This is a genomic window from Microbacterium sp. P03, from assembly GCF_043556235.1.
In the GTDB taxonomy this organism is placed as follows: Bacteria; Actinomycetota; Actinomycetes; order Actinomycetales; family Microbacteriaceae; genus Microbacterium.
On the sequence record NZ_JBIGIM010000001.1, the window covers coordinates 143,342 to 162,267 of the forward strand.

Consider the following 18,926-nt stretch of genomic DNA (forward strand, 5'->3'; position numbering starts at 1 on the left):
CTCAGGCGAGCGCGGCGTCGATGCCCGCGAGCGGTACCGCGAGCCAGTCGGGACGGTTGCGCGCCTCGTAGATCGCCTCGTAGACGGCCTTGTCGAGGACGAGTGCGCGCAGGAGCACGGGATCGAGATCGATCGATCCGGCCGCGTGGCTGTACGCATCCAAGAAGGCGGTCCGGCAGGCCGTCGCCCAGTCGTCGGCGCCGGGCCCGCCCGCGACTGCGGCCGCGTAGTCGAACGAGCGCAACATGCCTGCGACGTCGCGGAGCGGGAGGTCGGGGATCGCGCGCTCCTCCATTGGCCGGAGGGGCTCGCCCTCGAAGTCCACGATGCGCCATCCGCCGTCCGGGACGGCGAGCACCTGCCCGAGATGGAGATCTCCGTGGATGCGCTGCAGCAGCGGCCACGGGCGCTCGAGTGCCTCGCGGTAGAGCTCGTCGATCGCCGACAGACGGTCGGCGACGGCGGGCACTTCGGCGGCGGCGATGCGGAGACGACGTCGCCAGGCCGCACCTGTGAGGGTCACGTCCTCCGGGGTGGCCACCGTCGTATCGAGAGCTGTGGCGAGAGCGTCGTGCACCAGGGCGACCGCGGTGCCGAGGTCGCGGGCGGCACCCGTGAAGTCGGAGTCCGCGCGGGCTGCCCCCAGCGCGATCGACCACCCGTCGCGCACACCGGGAAGGAACTCCTGCGCGAAACCGAGAGTGCCCCGCGCGACACCGGACTCGCGCCCGACATCCGGCCATTCGGCGTCGACGCTGCCGAAGAACCGTGGCACGAACGGCGACCCGGCCTCGCTGAGCGCCCGCTGAACCGTGACGTCGGGATTCTCGCCGTGATGAAGTGTCCGGAAGAGCTTGAAGATGATCGTCGGCAGGCCGTCCTCGTCGAACACGATGGAGGTGTTGGACTGCTCGCCCGTGAGCACCCGCGCGCCCGTCACCCGGCTCACGACCACCCCGGTCTCGGCGAGCATCCCGATGGCGAAGTCCGCCTGCCGGGCAGCGTCGACGAGGTAGCTGTCCCCATCGGGGCCGATCACCTCATCCGTGGGCGCCGGCGTCGCGACGCGCGCGAGGGGCACGTTGTAGAGAGCGGGAGAAGAGCCGGCATCGTCCATGAGCAGATATCGCGTGGCCGAGGGAGCAGGTTGAACGTCGAGGATCCGGAAATCCGGTTCGTGGCTCTTGCCCGCGTACCACCGCTGCTGCGCCACCCAGGCGCTGAGATCATCCGTCTGCTGCACGCTCCACCATGACACGGTTGCCGCCGCAGAAGAAAGGGGTTGACGGGCGTTCAGCCGTGCAGGGTCGGGGAGCCGCCATGGTGACGGCTTTCCGCGATCGCGTCGATCACCTCGGCGAGTGCGTCCGTGGCCGAGATCGCGGGGTCCCACCCGAGCACCTGCCGCGCGCGGTCCGTCGACATCACCGGCACCTGGGTGGCCATGTCGATCCACCCCGCGTCGGTGCGCTGCAGCCGCAGCCGCCAGCTGAGTTCCACGAGGAGACGGACCACACGGCCGCGCATCGGCACCCAGCGCCCCGCCCCGATCGTGTGCGCCACGGTCGGGGGGTCCAGGACGGGTTCGCCGGCGATGTTGAACGCTCCACCGGCCCGGCGGTCGACGATGCGCCAGATGGCATCGGCGAGGTCATCGGCGTGGACGCCCTGGAAGATCGCCTGACTCGGGAACGGCAGGACGGGCGGTCGCCACGTGCGGAGAACGCCCACCGGTATCCAGCGTCCGAGGAAGAGGCGCGCGAGCTCCGCGCCTGCTGCCGCCTGGAACACGAGACCCGGGCGCACCCTGGTGAGGATCGCCTCCGGGTGGCGACGCTCGAACTCGTCCATGGCACGTTCGTTGGCCGCCTTGTGCCGCGAATAGTGCGAGGTGGGGATGCCGCCCGTGGGCCACGACTCGTCGACCCTGCGGCGCTTCGGCCCAAAGCTGTACGCGCCCACCGACGATGCGACGACGACGTGGGGGACCCCCACTGCCGACGCCGCGGCGAGCATGCGGGCCGTGCCGCCGACGTTCGTCGCCCGCATCGCACCCTCATCGTGGTTCGGCTGCAGCGCCCACGCGAGGTGGATGACCGCGTCGGCGCCGTCGAACACCGACCGCAGTCGTGCCACGGCATCGGCCCGGGAGACGTCGATGCCGTGCCACCGCACTCCCGCGTACGGCGGTGAGGCCGTGTCGGGTTCACGGCGGGCGACGCCGACGATCTCGGTCACCCTGTCGGCAGCGTGCAGGCGTCGCAGCACCGCCGTGCCGACATTGCCCGTCGCCCCCACCACCACGACCTTCATGCGTGGTCGCCCGCGGCTTTCACCGGAGCGAGGCGTGCGGGGATGGTGGGATGTCGATCAGTGCTCATGTCTCACCGTAGATCGATGGGATGACCGTGCGGGCCGATTCCGGCCCGCGCGGCGCCCAGTCCTGATCCAGGGCGATGACTCAGCGCGGCATCCGCCTCCGGCGAGCCGAGAACGCGAGAGCGCCCAGGACGATCAGCGCTCCGCCGCCCCAGAGCCACGGTGCCGCATCGAACGCGAGCCCCGTCCGTGCGAGACGTCCGTCGGCATCGCGCTCGCCGGCGGGCGAACCGACGACGACACCCGGAGTCGGACTCGGGCTGGGTGCGGGTGATTCGACCACCGGTGCAGCGGAGACGACCAGGGTCGCGGCATCCGTGTAGGCCCCTCCTGATCCGTTGTCGAAGAAGGCCCGGAACTGCGCGCCGTCATCGGCGGCCACCGTGCGGAACGCGAACGTCGAGCCCGTCGCTCCGACCACCGGCGTCCACACTCCGTCGACGAGCCGCTGCCACTCCGCCGTCGGCACGGGATCTCCCGAGGCGGTGGCGCTGAAGACCGCGGAGTCTCCGATCGTCACGGCGGCGTCCCGCGGGTGAGACGTGATGCGCACGACGCTGCCGGCGTCGGCGCGCGCGCCGGCACCCTGATCGGCCACGAACGACGCGACCCACGACAGGGCCGAGTTCCAGTTGACGGTGATCTCGTTCGTCGACCACGACTGGATGTCATCGAGATAGCACAACTGCGGCGCGCACATCCGGGCGGGCGTATAGGTGCTGCTGATCACCGGATCCCACGTGCCGGTATCGGAGTTGGGCCCGCCGGCGACCGATCCGCGTGGCGGGTTCGGAAGGGACGGCTCGATGGAATCCGCGAACCACCGGCTGTGCTGGTTCTCGGAGAACGCGTCGCCGTAGCCCGTGATGTACGAGTGATTCAGTGCGTTCCGTCCCAGCAGGTAGTCCATCGCCTCGACGACGGCGTCGGCGTAGCGCTGATCGCTCGTGAGGTCGAACGCCGTCGCCAGCACGACCTGATTGTTGAGCACCATGCTGTTCGAGCCCCACTGGTAGCCACCGTCGAGGCCGGGATAGGTCGTCCCGAACGGCTGGGCCTGCTGCCATGCGAGATACCGGTCCGCCCCGGCGATCACCGAGTCGCGCACCTGCTCCCGTCCGGGGAGGTCGGATTCCACGGTCGCGAGATCGAGGCGCGCCAAGGCGGCCGTGTGGCCCCAGTCGAAGCCGTCCGCACCCCAGATGTCGGCCGTGTGGAACGGGCTGGAGAGCACGCGATCCTCGAACGGCTGCTCTCCCGTGGTCAGGAAGAGCTCAGCGGCGGCCCAGTAGAACTCGTCGCCGACCTCGTCGTCGTCGTAGGGACCGCTTCCGGGGCTCGGGTCGGCGTTGGGCGCGGGAGCGAAGACGGCCGGATCGGCGACGGCGGCCGCCCACGCGACGCGTGCGGCGGCCAGCAGGCTCGTTGCGAACTCGGCGTCGTACGGCGCCCACAGGCGCGAGCCCTGCGCGGCGACCGCCGCGAAGTTCAGCGTCGCTGCGGTCGACGGCCGGTGCAGGTACCGGGCTTGCGGGTCCTCGGAGGGCAGCAGGGGGAGTCCGGTCCAATCGACGTCGGCGATCTTGTGATGGACCATGCCCGCGAACTGCGCACCGGCCGGAACCTGCATGCTCGCCATCCACTCGAGCTCCCAGCGAGCCTCATCGAGGACGTCGGGAACGCCGTTCGCACTCTCGGGCACGTTCAGCGTGCCGTCTGCGAGAGCCGACGCGGTGGCCGTGGGGCTGTAGCGGGTGCGTTCGTATGTGCTGAGCAGCTGCGACACGGCGATACCGCCGTTGACGACGTACTTGCCGTGGTCGCCGGCGTCATACCAGCCGCCGACGACGTCGAGCGTGTAGTCGCACGACCAGTCGCCGTACATCCAATACTCGCCTTCGGTCGCGGGTGACAGGCACGGTACGTCGAGGTCACCCTTGTTGGCGCTGTCGCCGACCAGGGAGCTGTCCGGGTCATCGACATGGCCCGCGTCGCGGGTGAATTCGGCGGCATCGGGCTGGCCGTCCATGATCGATCCGTCGATCGCGATGCCGCTGCGCACGGGGTAGAAGTAGTTGAGCGCGTCCACGCGCAGCTGCTGGTAGATCTCGGCGCCGATTGTGAACTCGTAGCTCGTCTCGCCGTCCGAGGTCAGGGTGTAGGTGCCGGGGGTCGTGACCTCGCTGAAGTCGATCACCTGCACGTTCAGACCCGCTGTCTGATCGACGCCCGCGGGAACGGTCTCGCCCGTTGCGATGCTCACGCCCCCGCGGGACAGGTCCCAGCCGACGGCCGCCGTCGCGTCGGTCACGAGCGTGGCGCGCTTGGGAGCGTCCGGCAGGTAGCCGACCTGGTTGACGCGCACGCGGGAGCCGGTGGCGGGCGTATACGCCTCCTCTTCGGTGCCGCCGAGCAGCGACACGTCGTCGAGGCACAGCGTCCACGGATCGGGCGAGCCTCCGACCTGGAACGCGACCTGGCCGCTGGGCGGAGTCTCCGAGCCGTCTGCGCCCCCGTCGAAGCCGCTCGCGGCGGTGAAGGTGTACTCGTAGCGGGTGAGGTCGGGGGTGAGGGTCGGATTCTGCTCCAGGAGCACCTGGTAGGGCGCGTCGTCGTCGCCGATGATCGCGCGGATCGGTCGTCCGGACGATGAGCTCGCGTCGAAGGACATCGTGTACGTCGTGCCCGCATCGATGACGATGCCGTTGACGCCGATGATCTGATCCCACCGGTTGGTGGATCCGCCCGGCAGGTCGACGCAGAGTGTTCCGGCGGTGATCGTGGGGGTGCCGGCGGTGGCGAAGAACGGGTCGAGCGTGCCGTCGGCGAAGTCACCGCCCGGTACCTGCTCGATCGGGGCCGCGGCAGCGGGCTCGGCGACTGCGACGAGCGAGGTCGCGAGGAGGCTCGCGCTGAGGGCTGCGGCCAGACGGGTGAAGCGAGAGGGTGCTGAGACCACGGTGTCTCCGATGGATCCGGGGGAAGCGAACGCAAGTGGGAGCGCTCTCATAGGAAGTTCCCAGGTTAGTCGGACGTGCCGGCGACTGTCTAGGAGCTCGCGCGAAAGAACCGGACGGGCTCCGTCGAGTGGGAATAATCCGTATGGCGAGCGGTTATACCTGACATGTCAGCAAAAATGTCTCCGGAGGCACTGCGCGTCTGGCAGCGCCTGCAGACCGTGACCGAGGTGCTCCGCCGCGAAGTGGGACGGGGGCTGCAGGCCGACGCCGGCCTGTCTGACTCCGAGTTCGCCGTTCTCGCGCACCTCGTCGAGCTCGGAGGATCCGCACGTCCCTCGGAGTGCGCGCGGGCGATGGGCTGGGAATCCAGCAGACTCGCGCACCAACTCGGACGGCTGGAGCGCAACGGGCTGATCCTCCGGGTGGCGGAGGCCGGCGCTGACGGTCGCGCGTCGACGGTGACCATGACGGATGCCGGACTCGCCGCGCACCGGCAGGCGGTCGGACCGCACCTGCGAGCGGCCCGGCTCTGGTTCGCGGACGCGCTCGACGAGGCGCAGCTTGCCGCCCTCGATGATGTGCTGGCAGCGCTGGAAGACCATGCGCGTGCGAAGGAGGAAACCCGCCTGGCGGGTTCGCAGAAGGAGAGGCAGACGAAGTGACGGAACGCAAGCAGTTCGCATGGGAGGGCGCTCGACCCGATCTGACCGGCAAGGTCGTCGTGGTCATCGGTGGCTCCGGGGGAGTGGGCGAAGGGGTGGTCCGCACTCTCGTGACCGACGGCGCGACGGTCGTGGCGACCGGCCGAGACCTGTCGCGACTGGCGGACCTCGTGGCGAACATCTCGACGGTGGGGGGCGGTGGACGGCTGGTCACCGAGGTGCTCGATGCCGCCGGCGACGGCCTGGACGATGAAGCCGCCCGTCTGGCCGAGCGCTACGGACCCTTCGACGGCGTCGTCATCAGCGTCGCGTCGTGGGGCGAGCAGGGCCGCAAGCCCGCACTCTCACTCACGGATGCCGAGTGGGACGACCTCATCGCCGGCAATCTGACGAGCGTGTTCCGGCTGCTCCGCGCCTTCGTCCCACACACGAAGAAGTCCGGCATCGTGCTGCAGCTGAATGGCATGAGCGCCGACCTCGCGTTCCCGGGCGGAGCCGGCATCGCGCTGAGCGCCGCCGCCACGAAGTCGTTGACGCGGACGATCGCCGCCGAGCTCGGCAGCCGTGGGCCGCGGGTCTATCAGGTGGTGCTCGGCGTGGTCCGCACGCGCGCACGCCGGGCAGCGGGGATCGACGACCTCGGCTGGCTCGACGGCGAGGAGATCGGCGCACACATTGCCGGCCTCGTCGCGGCGACGAGTCCCCTGGTCGGCATCGCCCTGCAGTACCACGTCGAGAAGGCGACCGGACCGGTCGCCGGATCGGACAGGTTCTGACGTGCGCACGATCGAGGACATCGAGGTCGTGCGTCCTGGCGGGACCGATTACGAACGGGTCAGGCACGTGTACTCGGCGAAGGGATCGCCCGCGACAGTGCTGCTCCCGCGCACGACGGGCGAGACCGCGCGCTCCCTCGCGTTCGCTCGCAACCAGGGCGGCCCCCTCGCGGTGCGCAGCGGTGGCCACGGCATCAGCAGCATCGCCACGAACGACGGTGGCGTCGTCATCGACCTGCGCCGCCTGAACGGGGTGGATCATCTCGGCGGGGCGACAGTGCTCGTCGGGCCCGGTGCGCGCTGGTCTCAGGTCGCACACGGTCTCGGTGACTGGGGCCTGGCTCTCACCTCGGGCGACTCCGGCGATGTGGGAGTCGGCGGACTGGCGACCACCGGCGGTATCGGGCTGCTGGGGCGCCTGCAGGGCTTGACGATCGATCGGATGCGGGCGGCTGACATCGTGACCGCCGACGGCCGCCTGGTGCGCGCATCCCCTGAAGAGCACCCCGATCTGTTCTGGGCGGTGCGGGGCGCGGGCGCCAACATCGGCATCGTCACCTCGTTCGAGTTCGAGGCGGGAATGACACCGGTCGTCGCGCAGGCCACGTTCGCCTACGAGATGACGGATGCTGGGGCATTCCTCCGCTCGTGGGGCGACGTGGTCGAAGCCGCACCGCGTGAGGTCTCGGCGTTCCTCTACGTCGGGGCCGGCGCCCGGCCGTTCGCGCAGGCGACGGTCGTGTTCGCGAGTGACGATGCGAACGCGGCAAGCACTGCGCTCGAGCCGTTCACGCGGCTGCGTGGTCTCGCCGGACAGCGAGCCGGTATGACCGCCTATGCGAACGTGCCGCTCACTTCGGGAGCCCCGCACAGCGGACAGCAGGGCGCCGCCATGCACTCGGGTCTGGCCGACCACCTCGACGAGGCCGTGTCGGGTGGTCTCGCGGAGCTTCTCGCATCAGGTCGCGCGGAGATGGTGCAGATCAGGTCGGCAGGCGGCGCGATCAACGACGTCGCCGCCGACGCGACGGCCTACGCCCACCGACACCAGAATTTCTCGGTGACGGCCGTCTCCACCCGGCCGGGGCCGGCTTTCGACGACGCGTGGGCTCCGGTGCGCGCGACGCTGGACGGCCTCTACCTCAGCTTCGAGTCCACCCACCGCGCCGCCGACGTCGAGGCGGCGTTCCCGCCCGCCACCCTCGCCCGCCTCCAGAGGATCAAGAAGCGCTGGGACCCGGATGACGTGTTCTCGCAGAACTTCGACGTCTCGCCGGCGGGCGCATCACCGCGATAGTCGAGGCGCTTTTACGGCAGTCCACCTCCGTGCGCAAGCCCCTGATCCGCGGCATCGTTTCCTTCCTACAGTGCCGCGATACCCCGCCACCCGGTTCCGACGCGCACAGAGGGAACGACGATGACAGACACCACGGAGCAGGCTCCTGCGGCGCAGGGTCGTCCGACCACGCTGCCGGCGCGGCAGGCGGCTCTTCTGAGTTCGACGCGTGTCGAGCAGAAGGGCAACATCGTCGTCAAGTGGATCACGTCCACCGACCACAAGACGATCGGATACATGTACCTGATCTCGTCGGTGGTGTTCTTCATGTTCGCGGGTGTGATGGCGCTTCTCATCCGGGCGGAACTGTACGAGCCGGGAATCCAGATCGTCCCGACGAAGGAGCAGTACAACCAGCTGTTCACGATGCACGGCACGATCATGCTGCTGATGTTCGCGACGCCGTTGTTCGCGGGTTTCGCGAACGTGATCATGCCTTTGCAGATCGGTGCGCCCGATGTCGCGTTCCCGCGGCTGAACGCGTTCGCGTTCTGGCTGTTCCTGTTCGGCTCCACCATCGCCGTCTCGGGCTTCCTCACGCCGCAGGGGTCGGCGTCGTTCGGCTGGACGGCGTATCAGCCGCTCGCCAGCGCCACATTCACCCCCGGCGCGGGCGGAAACCTGTGGATGCTGGGATTGGGGATGAGCGGGTTCGGAACGATCCTCGGCGCGGTGAACTTCATCACGACGATTATCACGATGCGCGCGCCCGGTATGACCATGTGGCGCATGCCGATCTTCACGTGGAACACGCTCATCACCAGCATCCTGGTCCTCGTGGCTTTTCCGGTGTTCGCGGCGGCGATCCTCGCTGCCGCCGCCGATCGTGTGCTGGGATCGCACATCTACGATCCGGCCAATGGCGGGGTGCTGTTGTGGCAGCACTTGTTCTGGTTCTTCGGGCATCCGGAGGTGTACATCATCGCGTTGCCGTTCTTCGGGATCGTGTCGGAGATCTTCCCGGTGTTCAGCCGGAAGCCGATCTTCGGATACAAGACCCTGGTGTACGCGACGATCGCGATCGCAGCCCTGTCGGTGGCGGTGTGGGCGCACCACATGTATGTGACGGGCTCGGTGCTGCTGCCGTTCTTCGCCCTCATGACGATGCTGATCGCGGTGCCCACCGGGGTGAAGATCTTCAACTGGATCGGCACCATGTGGGGCGGCTCGCTGACCTTCGAGACGCCCATCGTCTTCGCCCTCGGCTTCCTCGTGACCTTCGTTTTCGGAGGACTCACCGGAGTGATCCTCGCGTCGCCGCCGCTGGATTTCCACGTCTCCGACACGTATTTCGTCGTCGCGCACTTCCACTACGTGGTGTTCGGGACGGTCGTGTTCGCGATGTTCGCGGGCTTCTACTTCTGGTGGCCGAAGTTCACCGGCCGCATGCTGAACGAGCGCCTGGGGTACATCCACTTCTGGATGCTGTTCGTCGGCTTCCACATGACCTTCCTCATCCAGCACTGGCTGGGAGCGGACGGGATGAACCGGCGTTATGCGGACTACTCCGACGCCGACGGCTTCACGTGGGGCAATCAGGTCTCGACCGTCGGATCGCTTCTCCTCGGCGCATCCATGATCCCGTTCCTCTACAACGTGTGGGTCACCGCGCGGAAGGCGCCGAAGATCACGGTGAACGACCCGTGGGGATATGGCGCGTCATTGGAGTGGGCGACGTCGTGCCCGCCGCCGCGGCACAACTTCACGTCGATCCCGCGCATCCGCAGCGAGCGCCCCGCCTTCGATCTCAACCACCCCGAGGCCGGACTGCCCGTCGGGGTGGGACCCAAGGACGCGCCGCAGGCCCCCGTACGGGACGCGGACGGCGGAGGGATGAAATAGGAGCTGCGTGTCGTTCTCCGACGGAGCACACGAGGGGCTCAGGGCTGCAGCCGCTCCACCGTCCAGCGACCCGCATCGCCAGGATCGCGTGTGAAGACGAGGCGATCGTGCAGGCGCGAGGTGCGGCCCTGCCAGAACTCCACGCGCGACGCGCGGACGCGATAGCCGCCCCACCGGTCCGGCCTCGGCACGTCGACGTCCTCGGGGTACTGCGCTTCCAGGTCGCGCACCCGCTGCTCGAGATCGGACCGCGCGGCGAGGGGCCGCGATTGCGCGCTGGCCGTCCCTGCGATGCGCGAGCCGTGGGGCCTGCTCGTCCAGTACGCATCGGACTCGGCGTCCGTCACCGTGGTCACGTCGCCGGTGACGATCACCTGGCGGTGCATCACGTACCAGGGGAAGAGCAGCGTGACCGTGGGATGCGCGTCGATCGCGAGACCCTTGCGGGACGACCGGTCGGTGTAGAACACGAATCCCGCCTCGTCGACCCCGCGCAGCAGCACGGTCCGGCTCGACGGGGTGCCGTCGGCGCCGACGGTCCCGAGCACCATGGCGTTGGGCTCGTAGATATCGCGGTCCGCAGCATCGGTCAACCAGCGCCGGAACTGCGTGACGGGGTCTGCCGCGAGATCGGGCTCTTCGAGACGCTCGACGCCGTAGTCGGTGTGGCGCGCGAGGGCGTCGTCCGGGCCGGGTTCCTGGTCAGTCACATCTCGACCCTAAGCCCGCGCGCGAGGGGCGCGGCCGGGCCGTTACGCTGACCTCGGGCGGCACTGCGACCGTCATCTCGACGCGAAGGAGTGCTCGATGAGCGAGGTCGACACGATCATCGTCGGCGCGGGTGTCGCGGGCTTGACCGCCGCCCGCCTGCTTGCGGGTGAGGGGCGATCGGTCATCGTGCTCGAGGCGCGGGATCGCATCGGCGGACGGGTCTGGACCGACCGCACCGACGGACTGGTCACCGATCTGGGTGCGTCGTGGATCCATGGAATCGACGACAGCCCGGTGGCGGATGCTGCCCGCGCGTTCGGTCTTCCGACGATGGAGTTCACCGTCGGCGGGTATCAGCCCGATAGTCGTCCGATCGCCTACTACGATCCGGCCGGGCAGCGTCTGGACGCCGCAGCGACGGCGCGCTACGTCGCCGACATCCACGCCGTGGACGCCGCGCTCGTCGGGGCGATCGCCGCGTCGGCTCCCGGAAGCTCGTATCTCGATGTCACCGAAGAGGCCCTCGCGGCCCAGGGGTGGGATGACGCGCGCACCGAGCGGGCCCGGGAGTATTTCCGGCACCGGTCCGAGGAGCAGTACGGCGTGTGGATCGCCGATCTCGATGCGCATGGACTCGACGACGATTCCATCGACGGTGACGAAGTGGTCTTCCCGGAGGGGTACGACCAGCTCCCGGCGCGACTCGCCGACGGCGTCGACGTCCGGCTCGAACATGCCGTCACGCGCGTGCAGTGGTCGCCCGACGGCGTGTCGGTCACGACCGACCGTGGCGAGTTCATCGCCCGACACGGGGTGGTGACGGTGCCGATCGGGGTGCTGAAGTCCGCGGACTTCGTGATCGACCCCCCTCTGCCCGACCCCGTGGCGGGCGCCGCAGCCCGACTCGAGATGAATGCCTTCGAAAAGGTGTTCCTGCGATTTCCGAAGAAGTTCTGGGATGACGACGTCTACGCGATCCGTCAGCAGGGGCCGACCGCCGCATGGTGGCACTCCTGGTACGACCTGACCGCGCTGGACGGGGTGCCGACCCTGCTGACCTTCGCGGCGGGGCCGGCCGCCCACGAGACCCGGGAATGGAGAGCGGAGCAGGTCGTGCACTCGGTCCTCGGCGAGTTGCGCCGTCTGTACGGCGGGAGGGTGCAGACGCCGACTCACGCCCACATCACGTCCTGGCAGGACGACCCGTACGCACGCGGGTCCTACGCCTACATGGTGGTCGGGGCGACGCCCGACGACCACGACATCCTCGCCACCCCGATCGGCGACGTGCTGCACATCGCGGGTGAGGCGACCTGGACCGACGACCCGGCGACGGTCACCGCCGCCCTGTGCTCGGGCCATCGCGCGGCCTCTCGCATCCTCGGCCGCGACATCGCCGTCGACCAGCTCTGGGCCCCTCGCTGACAGCCGACCACTGCCGGAGGGGATCGGCGAGCCGGCCCACCGCGCCCCGCTGAGATGCGGATGAACGCGTCGCAACGCCCGGGTGGCGCGCCGGCGGACTGATCACGAAATCAAATCGTCGATCCGGCCCCTGCCGTATCTTCCGCGCCTAAAATGTCGGGCTCCGCCCGTGATCTGTGCGAGACTTCAGCGTCGAGATTGCCGTGGGGGAGGTCTGATGCCGCGGACGAGCGTGCGCGCACCGAAGCGCCGAAGGCCCTACCGGGCGATCCTGCTGATCGCGGGCCTGGTCGTGGTCCTCGCGGGAGCGGGTACGGCCACGGTGGCGCTTCTGGGCACTTCCGCGACCGGCGCCTCCTCCGACGGGTCGCCGAGCCCGAGCGCCAGCACGATCTCTCATCCGGACGTGACCCAGGTGCCCACGCCACCGCCTCCGCCGCCCCCGCCGCCCCCACCTCCGCCACCCCCGCCGCCTCCGCCCGCTCCGGTGTCGCCGGCAGACACCATCTGCGCGACGCCGGTGACCATGTCGGTGTGGGCGCACTACGACGACGACCTGCTGTTCATGAACCCCGCGCTCGATGAAGCCTTCGACGCCGGCAACTGCGTGCGCACCGTGTTCCTGACCGGGGCCGATGCCGGCAAGGGCGACGCGTACGCGAAGGGCCGCGAGCTCGGCATCCTCCGGGCGTACAACACCATGCGGGGCCAGCAGGGGTTCTGGGCCGAGAAGCGCGTCACCCTTCTGACCGGCGTGGTCGCCAGCCAGTGGTCGCCCGAGAACGACCCCGATGTGACGATCACCTTCCTGCGTCTCCCCGACGGCAACCTGACGGGTCGCGGATTTCCCGCGACCGGCGGCGTGAGCCTGCCGGAGCTGCTCTCGGGCGAGATCGCGGCACTCACGCCGGTGGGCGGGGGAGCGCCCATCACGCTGCCCGCCCTGATCGCCAGCGTGGGGGAGCTGATCACCGCGTACCACGCCAACGCGCTCTACACGAGTATTCCCGTGGAGGCGACGGAATGGTCCACGGGCGACCACCCCGACCACTCGGCGACCGGCACCATCACCCGCGCGGCCTGGCATCAGATCTCCTACCCCGCGGACGCCGTCCACTACGTCATCGGCTACCCGACGGCGAACCTCGCCCCCAACGTCGACGGCGGCGCTCTCACCCGGAAGATCGAGGCGTTCCGCGTGTACTCGTCGCAGGACTCGGTCGTGAAATGCGAAACCGATACCGTGTGCCTGACCAAGAGCAGATTCGGCCCGATGCTCCAACGGCACTACGCGAAGACCGAGGTCGAGCTCTTCCCCACCGGCTGAGCGCGCCCGGCCTCTCCGAGCACCGGGCGCGCAGCATCCGCACGTCTCTGCAGATCAGCCCCCGCCGGTCAAGTCCCTGCCCGCCGGCGAGCTCAGGGGCGACACTGCTGACACAGGAGTTCGGCGAGAGGATCTTTCGATGGCACGGTTCGGGTACACGTTGATGACGGAGCAGAGCGGTCCGCGGGAGCTCGTGCGGTACGCCGTGGCCGCGGAGGAGCTCGGGTACGATTTCGAGGTCTCGAGCGATCACTTCTCACCGTGGCTGACCAGCCAGGGACACGCGCCGAACGCGTGGGTGACTCTCGGCGCCGTGGCGCAGGCCACCTCGAAGGTCGAGCTCATGACGTACGTCACGTGCCCCACGATGCGGTACCACCCTGCGCTCGTGGCCCAGCAGTCCGCGACGCTCCAGATCCTGTCGGAGGGCCGTTTCATCCTCGGACTGGGGTCGGGCGAGAACCTGAACGAGCACGTCATCGGCGAGGGGTGGCCCTCGGTGGCGGTGCGTCAGGACATGCTGCAGGAGGCGATCGAGATCATCCGAGAGCTGCACACGGGCGAGTTGACGACCTGGGAGGGCGAGTACTTCCGCGTCGATTCCGCGCGCATCTGGGACGTCCCCGAGACCCCCGTGCCGATCGGGGTGGCCGTCTCCGGCGACCGGTCGATCGAGAGGCTCGCCCCGCTCGCCGACCACCTCGTCGCCGTCGAACCCGACGCGGACCTCATCACGGGGTGGAACGAGACGCACGGCCCGGGTTCGCGCAAGATCGGCCAGATCCCGATCAGCTGGGACCCCGACGAGAAGACCGCCATCGCTCGCGCGCACGATCAGTTCCGCTGGTTCGCCGGCGGCTGGTCGGTCAACGCCGATCTGCCGACTCCTGCGGGATTCGCCGGCGCGAGCGCGTTCGTGCGCCCGGAGGACGTGGCCGAGTCGATGCCCTGCGGCCCCGATCTCGACAAGATCGCCGAGGCTGTGCAGGAGTACGTCGAGGCCGGCTTCACCGACGTCGCGATCGTGCAGGTCGGCGATGAGGCGCAGGCGCGCTTCCTCGCCGAAGCCGCCGGTCCGCTCCTCGAACGACTCCGCGCCCTGTAGGCCGGGCGAGGCGCGAGGATGGACGCATGACGTCGATCCTGCGCCTCACCTCCGACGGTGAGCAGTTCGTCCGCGACCGCCACCTCGCCACCCTGTCGACGATCGGCCCGTCCGGTCTGATCCACGTGGTCGCGGTCGGGTTCACGGTTGACGACGGCATCCTGCGGGTCATCACGAGCGACGCGACGCAGAAAGTGCGGAACATCGAGCGCGACCCGCGCGCGACGATCAGCCAGGTCGCAGGACCGCAGTGGCTCACGGTCGCCGGCCACGCCACGATCGAACGCGAGCCCGCCGCCGTCGCTCGCGCCGTGGAGCTGTACGCGGCGCGCTATCGGCAGCCGAGCGTGAACCCGCGGAGGGTCGTCATCCGCCTCGAGCCGGCGCAGGTGCTCGGATCGTCCGGGCTGCTCGAGCGGTCCTGAACCGGATCCCGCGGCGCGCGTCGAGCGGATGCCGCGTCCCGGAGCGTGTCGGCGCGGTACGGTCGTTTCGTGGCCTCCGCGTATCCCGATGACGAAGTCGACCTTCTGATCGACGCCTGGTCGCGCCGGCTGCCCGAGGTGGACCTGACGCCGCTGGACGTGATGTCGCGGCTGCGTCGTGCATCACTGCGTCTCGCGCGACTGCGGGCGGAGGCGTTCCGCACCGCGGGACTCTCCTCGTGGGAGTTCGATGTGCTGGCCGCCCTCGGCAGGGCGGAGCCGCCCCACGAGCTCACCGCGACCCAGCTGGTCGACCTCACGATGATCGGCAGCGCGGCGATGACCAATCGGCTGACCAACCTCTCCGAGCGCCGGTTCATCACCCGCATGCCCAATCCGAACGACGGCCGGAGCGTGCTGGTCCGGCTGACGTCGGAGGGCGCTGCCCACGTCGATGCCGCCATGACCGAGCTCGTCCGCCGTGAGGCCGCCGAGCTGAGCGGTCTGACGCCCGCCGACCGCGCCGCACTGGTCCGTCTGCTCCGAGCTCTCGCCACCGACTGAGCTTTCTGCGTTCCCGGGCGGCGATTGTCAACCCCGGATCGCACTCCCGCCCCGACGGTTAACGTCGCGGTAGGAGGTCGCCGTTCATGACTCGGAGTCACAGGACTCACTCGCTCGGTCCCACGACCCCGTTCGTGCGGGCCGCCATCGATGCGGCACGTGCGGTCCCCGGATTCGGTGTGGATGTCGAGGTGACCCTGCGCTGGTGCGTCGAGGTGGCCCAGGACACGCCTCCGATCGCGACGGGCCGCACCACGGAGTTGTGGGACCTGCTGGCCGCGACCGCCGCCCTCGACGTCGCGGCCGGACGCATGCTGGAACCTCATCTGGATGCGCTGTCGATCCTGCAGCAGGCGGGCGCCGCACATCGTGCCGACCGCGATCCGCGGGGCGTGGCGGCCATCCGGGCCGACGCCTCATCATCGTGGGGCGTCTTCGCCGCCGAGGCGCCCGGCGCGCGACTGACGGCGAGGCCCGACGGAGACGCCTGGCGGCTCGAAGGTCGCAAGGCCTGGTGCTCGCTCGCGGGGTTCCTCTCCCACGCGCTCGTGACCGCCACGCTCGAGGACGGCCGTCGAGGGCTGTTCGCCGTCGCCCTGAGCGATCCCACGGTGACGACGCACGCGGGTCCGTGGCATCCGCGCGGGTTGACGCAGGTGGTCAGCGCCCCCGTCGATTTCGCGGGCACGCCGGCCGTGGCCGTGGGAGACCCGGAGTGGTACCTGCAGCGGCCCGGCTTCGCGTGGGGCGGGATCTCGGTCGCCGCCGTCTGGTGGGGCGCGGCTCTCCCGTTCATCGACCTGCTCGCGTCGGCGGCCGCATCGGAGCGCGCCGACCAGCTCGCGTTCGCGCATCTGGGTCGTGCGGATGCGGCACTGTGGGCGGCCCGCGCCGCGCTGCGCGAGGCATCCGCTCTCGTCGACCGCGCTGCCGACCCTGCCGACGCGCCCGACCCGAGGATGCTGGCCGCGCGCGTGCGCAACATCGTGGCGGCGGCGGTGACCGCAGTGTTGACAGAAGCGGATGCTGCGCTCGGTCCGGCGCCGCTGGTCGAAGCCGACGCGTACCCGCGGCGGGTCGCCGACCTGCATCTCTACCTGCGCCAGCATCACGGTGAGCGTGACGCAGCCCGTCTGGGTCGTCTCTTGGCCCCGACCGGGGAGAACTCATGATCCCGGCCTTCAGTCACCTCGACCCCGGCACGGACGAGACGGTGTGGGCGGAGCACCTCGGCGGTGTCGCGTTGCGGCCCTTTCCCGAGAGCGTGCAGAGCCTCGTCGTGGTCGCGGCGCACCCCGACGACGAGACCCTCGGCGCCGCAGGCGTGATGCAGAGGGTCCGGGCGGCAGGCGGAACCGTCACCGTGGTGGTCGCGACAGACGGCGCGGCGTCGCACCCCGACTCGCCGACGCATACGCCGGGCGCGCTCGCGCGCGACCGGCGCGGCGAGGTCGTCCGCGCCGTCGACCTGGTGGCGCCCGGCGCCCGCCTGCACTTCCTGGGGCTGCCCGACGGCGGGCTGCGCGAGCACGCCGGCGTGCTGCGTACCGCGATGGACGGGATCCTCGACGGGCTCGCAGCCTCATTCGACGACGCGGACCGAGGTGAGGGCGGCCGACACGGGGTCGCGTCCGACATCGTCGTGGTCGCGCCCTGGACGGGCGACGGGCATCGCGACCACCGCATCGCCGGCGAGATCGTGGTCGCCGCGTGCGCGGCGCGCGGGCTCGCGTCCTTCGGCTACCCGATCTGGCTGTGGCATTGGGGCGCGCCGTCGGACCTCCCGTCGCTCGCGGCCCGCGCGGTCGAGCTGTCGCCCGAGGAACGTCGCGTCAAAGCGGCGGCCATCCAGCTGCACACGAGCCAGGTCCAGGCTCTCTCCGCTGCGAAGGGCGACGAGGCGGTCGTCCACGACCGCATGCGGGCGCACTTCGAGCGCGCGACCGAGGTCTTCATCGCGGAGACCGACGTCGAGGCGCTCGCGTCGCTCGACGCCGCGTGGTTCGACGAGTTCTACGCGCGCAACGGGGACGACCCCTGGGGGTTCGAGACCCGATGGTACGAGGAGCGCAAGCGCAGCATCCTGCTCGCTGCCCTCCCCACTCCCGAGTTGGGTGCGACACTGGAGATCGGCTGCTCGACGGGAATGGTCACGGAGCAGCTCGCCGCGCGCGCGACGAGCGTCATCGCCCTGGATGCGGCGGAGGCCGCGGTGCGCCGCTGCCGCGAGCGTGTCGCGTCGCTCGCGCACGTCAGCGTCGAGCTCGCGACCGTCCCGCGCGATTGGCCGGAGGGCTCCTTCGACACGATCGTGCTGTCGGAGGTCGGGTACTACCTCTCGTCGGACCGTCTGGCCGAACTCATCGATCGGATGCACGCGTCCTTGAGCGCGAACGGCCGTGTCGTGGCGGTGCACTGGCGGCATCCGGTGGCGGCGTACCCGCAGAACGGCGATGACGTCCACCGGTCGCTGCGGGCACGGCCCGAGTGGGAGGCGAGCGTGCGCCATCTCGAGAGCGACTTCGTGCTCGAGGTGTTCGAGTTCCGCCCGGCGGTCTCGGTCGCACGACGGGAGCGGCTGATATGAGCACCGATGTCATCCGGGCTGTCGCCGTCGTGATCCCGGTGCACAATGAGGCGGCGCTTCTGCACCGGTGCCTGCTGGCCGTCCGCGCCGCGGTCCGCGAGGTCGATCCGTCGGTGCAGGTCATCGTGCGCGTCGTGCTCGACGACTGCACCGACCAGTCGCCGGCGCTCGTACGTGCGCACCGGCTCGTCGGTCTGCCCATCACCGCGAACGCCGTCGGGCGGGCGCGGGCGGTGGGCACGGCCTCGGCGCTGCAGGCGCTCCGCGGCATCCCGCGGGAGAGTATATGGACGGCGCACACGGACGGTGACTCCGAGGTGCCGGCCGGGTGGCTGACGACCCAGCTGGCCGCCGCGCACCGGGGCGCCGACGTCTTCCTCGGAACCGTGCGTCCCGATTTCGCCGACCTCACCGCGGCCCATCGGGAGCACTGGATCGAAACGCACGCGGGAGGGCGCGGGGTCGGCAACGTGCACGGCGCGAACCTCGGCATCCGCGCGTCCACATATCTTGCTGCGGGGGGCTTCGCTTCGGTGACCGAACACGAGGACGCCCAGCTCGTCGCGAGCTGCCGGCGCCGCGGCGCCCGCATCGCCGCGTCAGGACGAGCGGAGGTCCTCACCTCGGGGCGGCTCTTCGGACGCACGCCCGGTGGCTACGCGGCGTTCGTACGCGAACAGGCCGCCCACTTCGGAGGGGCGGGTTCCGCGGAGACGAGCCCGTCCCCGCGGGCTGAGGAGCTCCTCGACGCCGAGGAGCGCGCGGGCTGACCGCGAGGCGGCTGAGCCGCCCGGACGCGGAAATGCCCGGCACGGATGACTCCGCAC

16 protein-coding genes are annotated in these 18,926 nt (G+C 70.0%); 12 read left to right on the forward strand and 4 right to left on the reverse strand.

Translation table 11 applies throughout. From position 1 onward, the window contains the following. Position 1: 1 nt before the first annotated feature. From ACFXOO_RS00590 to ACFXOO_RS00600, 3 genes are all read right to left on the reverse strand, one after another. Positions 2–1,243 carry a hypothetical protein gene (locus tag ACFXOO_RS00590; protein ID WP_394562450.1) on the reverse strand — a complete coding sequence of 414 codons (1,242 nt, stop codon included), beginning with the start codon at positions 1,241–1,243 and terminating at the stop codon, positions 2–4. 50 nt (positions 1,244–1,293) lie between these two features. Further along, positions 1,294–2,313 carry an NAD-dependent epimerase/dehydratase family protein gene (locus ACFXOO_RS00595; RefSeq protein ID WP_394562451.1) on the reverse strand — a complete coding sequence of 340 codons (1,020 nt, stop codon included), beginning with the start codon at positions 2,311–2,313 and terminating at the stop codon, positions 1,294–1,296. A 148-nt stretch (positions 2,314–2,461) separates the two neighbouring features. Continuing rightward, positions 2,462–5,338 (reverse strand): glycoside hydrolase family 9 protein, encoded by a 2,877-nt coding sequence (locus ACFXOO_RS00600; protein ID WP_394562452.1) that lies wholly within the window; start codon positions 5,336–5,338, stop codon positions 2,462–2,464. A 177-nt stretch (positions 5,339–5,515) separates the two neighbouring features. Here ACFXOO_RS00600 and ACFXOO_RS00605 point away from each other — a divergent pair, with 177 nt between their 5' ends. The 4 genes from ACFXOO_RS00605 (at position 5,516) to ctaD (ending at position 9,955) form a co-directional block, all read left to right on the forward strand. After that, positions 5,516–6,001 (forward strand): MarR family winged helix-turn-helix transcriptional regulator, encoded by a 486-nt coding sequence (locus ACFXOO_RS00605; RefSeq protein ID WP_394562453.1) that lies wholly within the window; start codon positions 5,516–5,518, stop codon positions 5,999–6,001. Further along, on the forward strand, positions 5,998–6,777 hold the full coding sequence (locus ACFXOO_RS00610; RefSeq protein ID WP_394562454.1) for an SDR family oxidoreductase: 780 nt from the start codon (positions 5,998–6,000) through the stop codon (positions 6,775–6,777). The genes ACFXOO_RS00605 and ACFXOO_RS00610 overlap by 4 nt, the downstream gene beginning before the upstream one ends. A 1-nt stretch (position 6,778) precedes the next feature. Further along, on the forward strand, positions 6,779–8,074 hold the full coding sequence (locus ACFXOO_RS00615; RefSeq protein WP_394562456.1) for an FAD-binding oxidoreductase: 1,296 nt from the start codon (positions 6,779–6,781) through the stop codon (positions 8,072–8,074). 120 nt (positions 8,075–8,194) lie between these two features. After that, positions 8,195–9,955 (forward strand): cytochrome c oxidase subunit I, encoded by a 1,761-nt coding sequence (gene ctaD, locus ACFXOO_RS00620; protein ID WP_378843570.1) that lies wholly within the window; start codon positions 8,195–8,197, stop codon positions 9,953–9,955. Between the two features lie 38 nt (positions 9,956–9,993). Here ctaD and pdxH read toward each other — a convergent pair whose 3' ends face one another. After that, on the reverse strand, positions 9,994–10,665 hold the full coding sequence (gene pdxH, locus ACFXOO_RS00625) for a pyridoxamine 5'-phosphate oxidase (RefSeq protein WP_394562458.1): 672 nt from the start codon (positions 10,663–10,665) through the stop codon (positions 9,994–9,996). A gap of 97 nt (positions 10,666–10,762) precedes the next feature. Between pdxH and ACFXOO_RS00630 the strand changes: the two genes are divergently transcribed. From ACFXOO_RS00630 to ACFXOO_RS00665, 8 genes are all read left to right on the forward strand, one after another. Then, positions 10,763–12,091 carry a flavin monoamine oxidase family protein gene (locus ACFXOO_RS00630; protein WP_378843574.1) on the forward strand — a complete coding sequence of 443 codons (1,329 nt, stop codon included), beginning with the start codon at positions 10,763–10,765 and terminating at the stop codon, positions 12,089–12,091. Positions 12,092–12,308: 217 nt separating this feature from the next. Further along, positions 12,309–13,418, forward strand: coding sequence for a PIG-L deacetylase family protein (locus tag ACFXOO_RS00635; protein ID WP_378843576.1), 1,110 nt, complete (start codon positions 12,309–12,311; stop codon positions 13,416–13,418). A gap of 139 nt (positions 13,419–13,557) precedes the next feature. Further along, positions 13,558–14,523, forward strand: a complete 966-nt coding sequence (locus ACFXOO_RS00640) for an LLM class F420-dependent oxidoreductase (RefSeq protein ID WP_394562459.1) — start codon at positions 13,558–13,560, stop codon at positions 14,521–14,523. Positions 14,524–14,549: 26 nt separating this feature from the next. Next, a complete protein-coding gene (locus tag ACFXOO_RS00645) occupies positions 14,550–14,948 on the forward strand; it encodes a PPOX class F420-dependent oxidoreductase (protein ID WP_394562461.1) in 399 nt (132 codons plus the stop codon). Between the two features lie 69 nt (positions 14,949–15,017). Continuing rightward, entirely contained in the window at positions 15,018–15,512 is a 495-nt protein-coding gene (locus tag ACFXOO_RS00650) for a MarR family winged helix-turn-helix transcriptional regulator (RefSeq protein ID WP_378843582.1), read from the forward strand. Positions 15,513–15,598: 86 nt separating this feature from the next. After that, positions 15,599–16,684 (forward strand): acyl-CoA dehydrogenase, encoded by a 1,086-nt coding sequence (locus ACFXOO_RS00655; RefSeq protein ID WP_394562463.1) that lies wholly within the window; start codon positions 15,599–15,601, stop codon positions 16,682–16,684. Beyond that, on the forward strand, positions 16,681–18,099 hold the full coding sequence (locus ACFXOO_RS00660; RefSeq protein WP_394562464.1) for a PIG-L family deacetylase: 1,419 nt from the start codon (positions 16,681–16,683) through the stop codon (positions 18,097–18,099). The genes ACFXOO_RS00655 and ACFXOO_RS00660 overlap by 4 nt, the downstream gene beginning before the upstream one ends. After that, on the forward strand, positions 18,096–18,869 hold the full coding sequence (locus ACFXOO_RS00665) for a glycosyltransferase (protein ID WP_394562465.1): 774 nt from the start codon (positions 18,096–18,098) through the stop codon (positions 18,867–18,869). The genes ACFXOO_RS00660 and ACFXOO_RS00665 overlap by 4 nt, the downstream gene beginning before the upstream one ends. Positions 18,870–18,926: the final 57 nt, after the last annotated feature.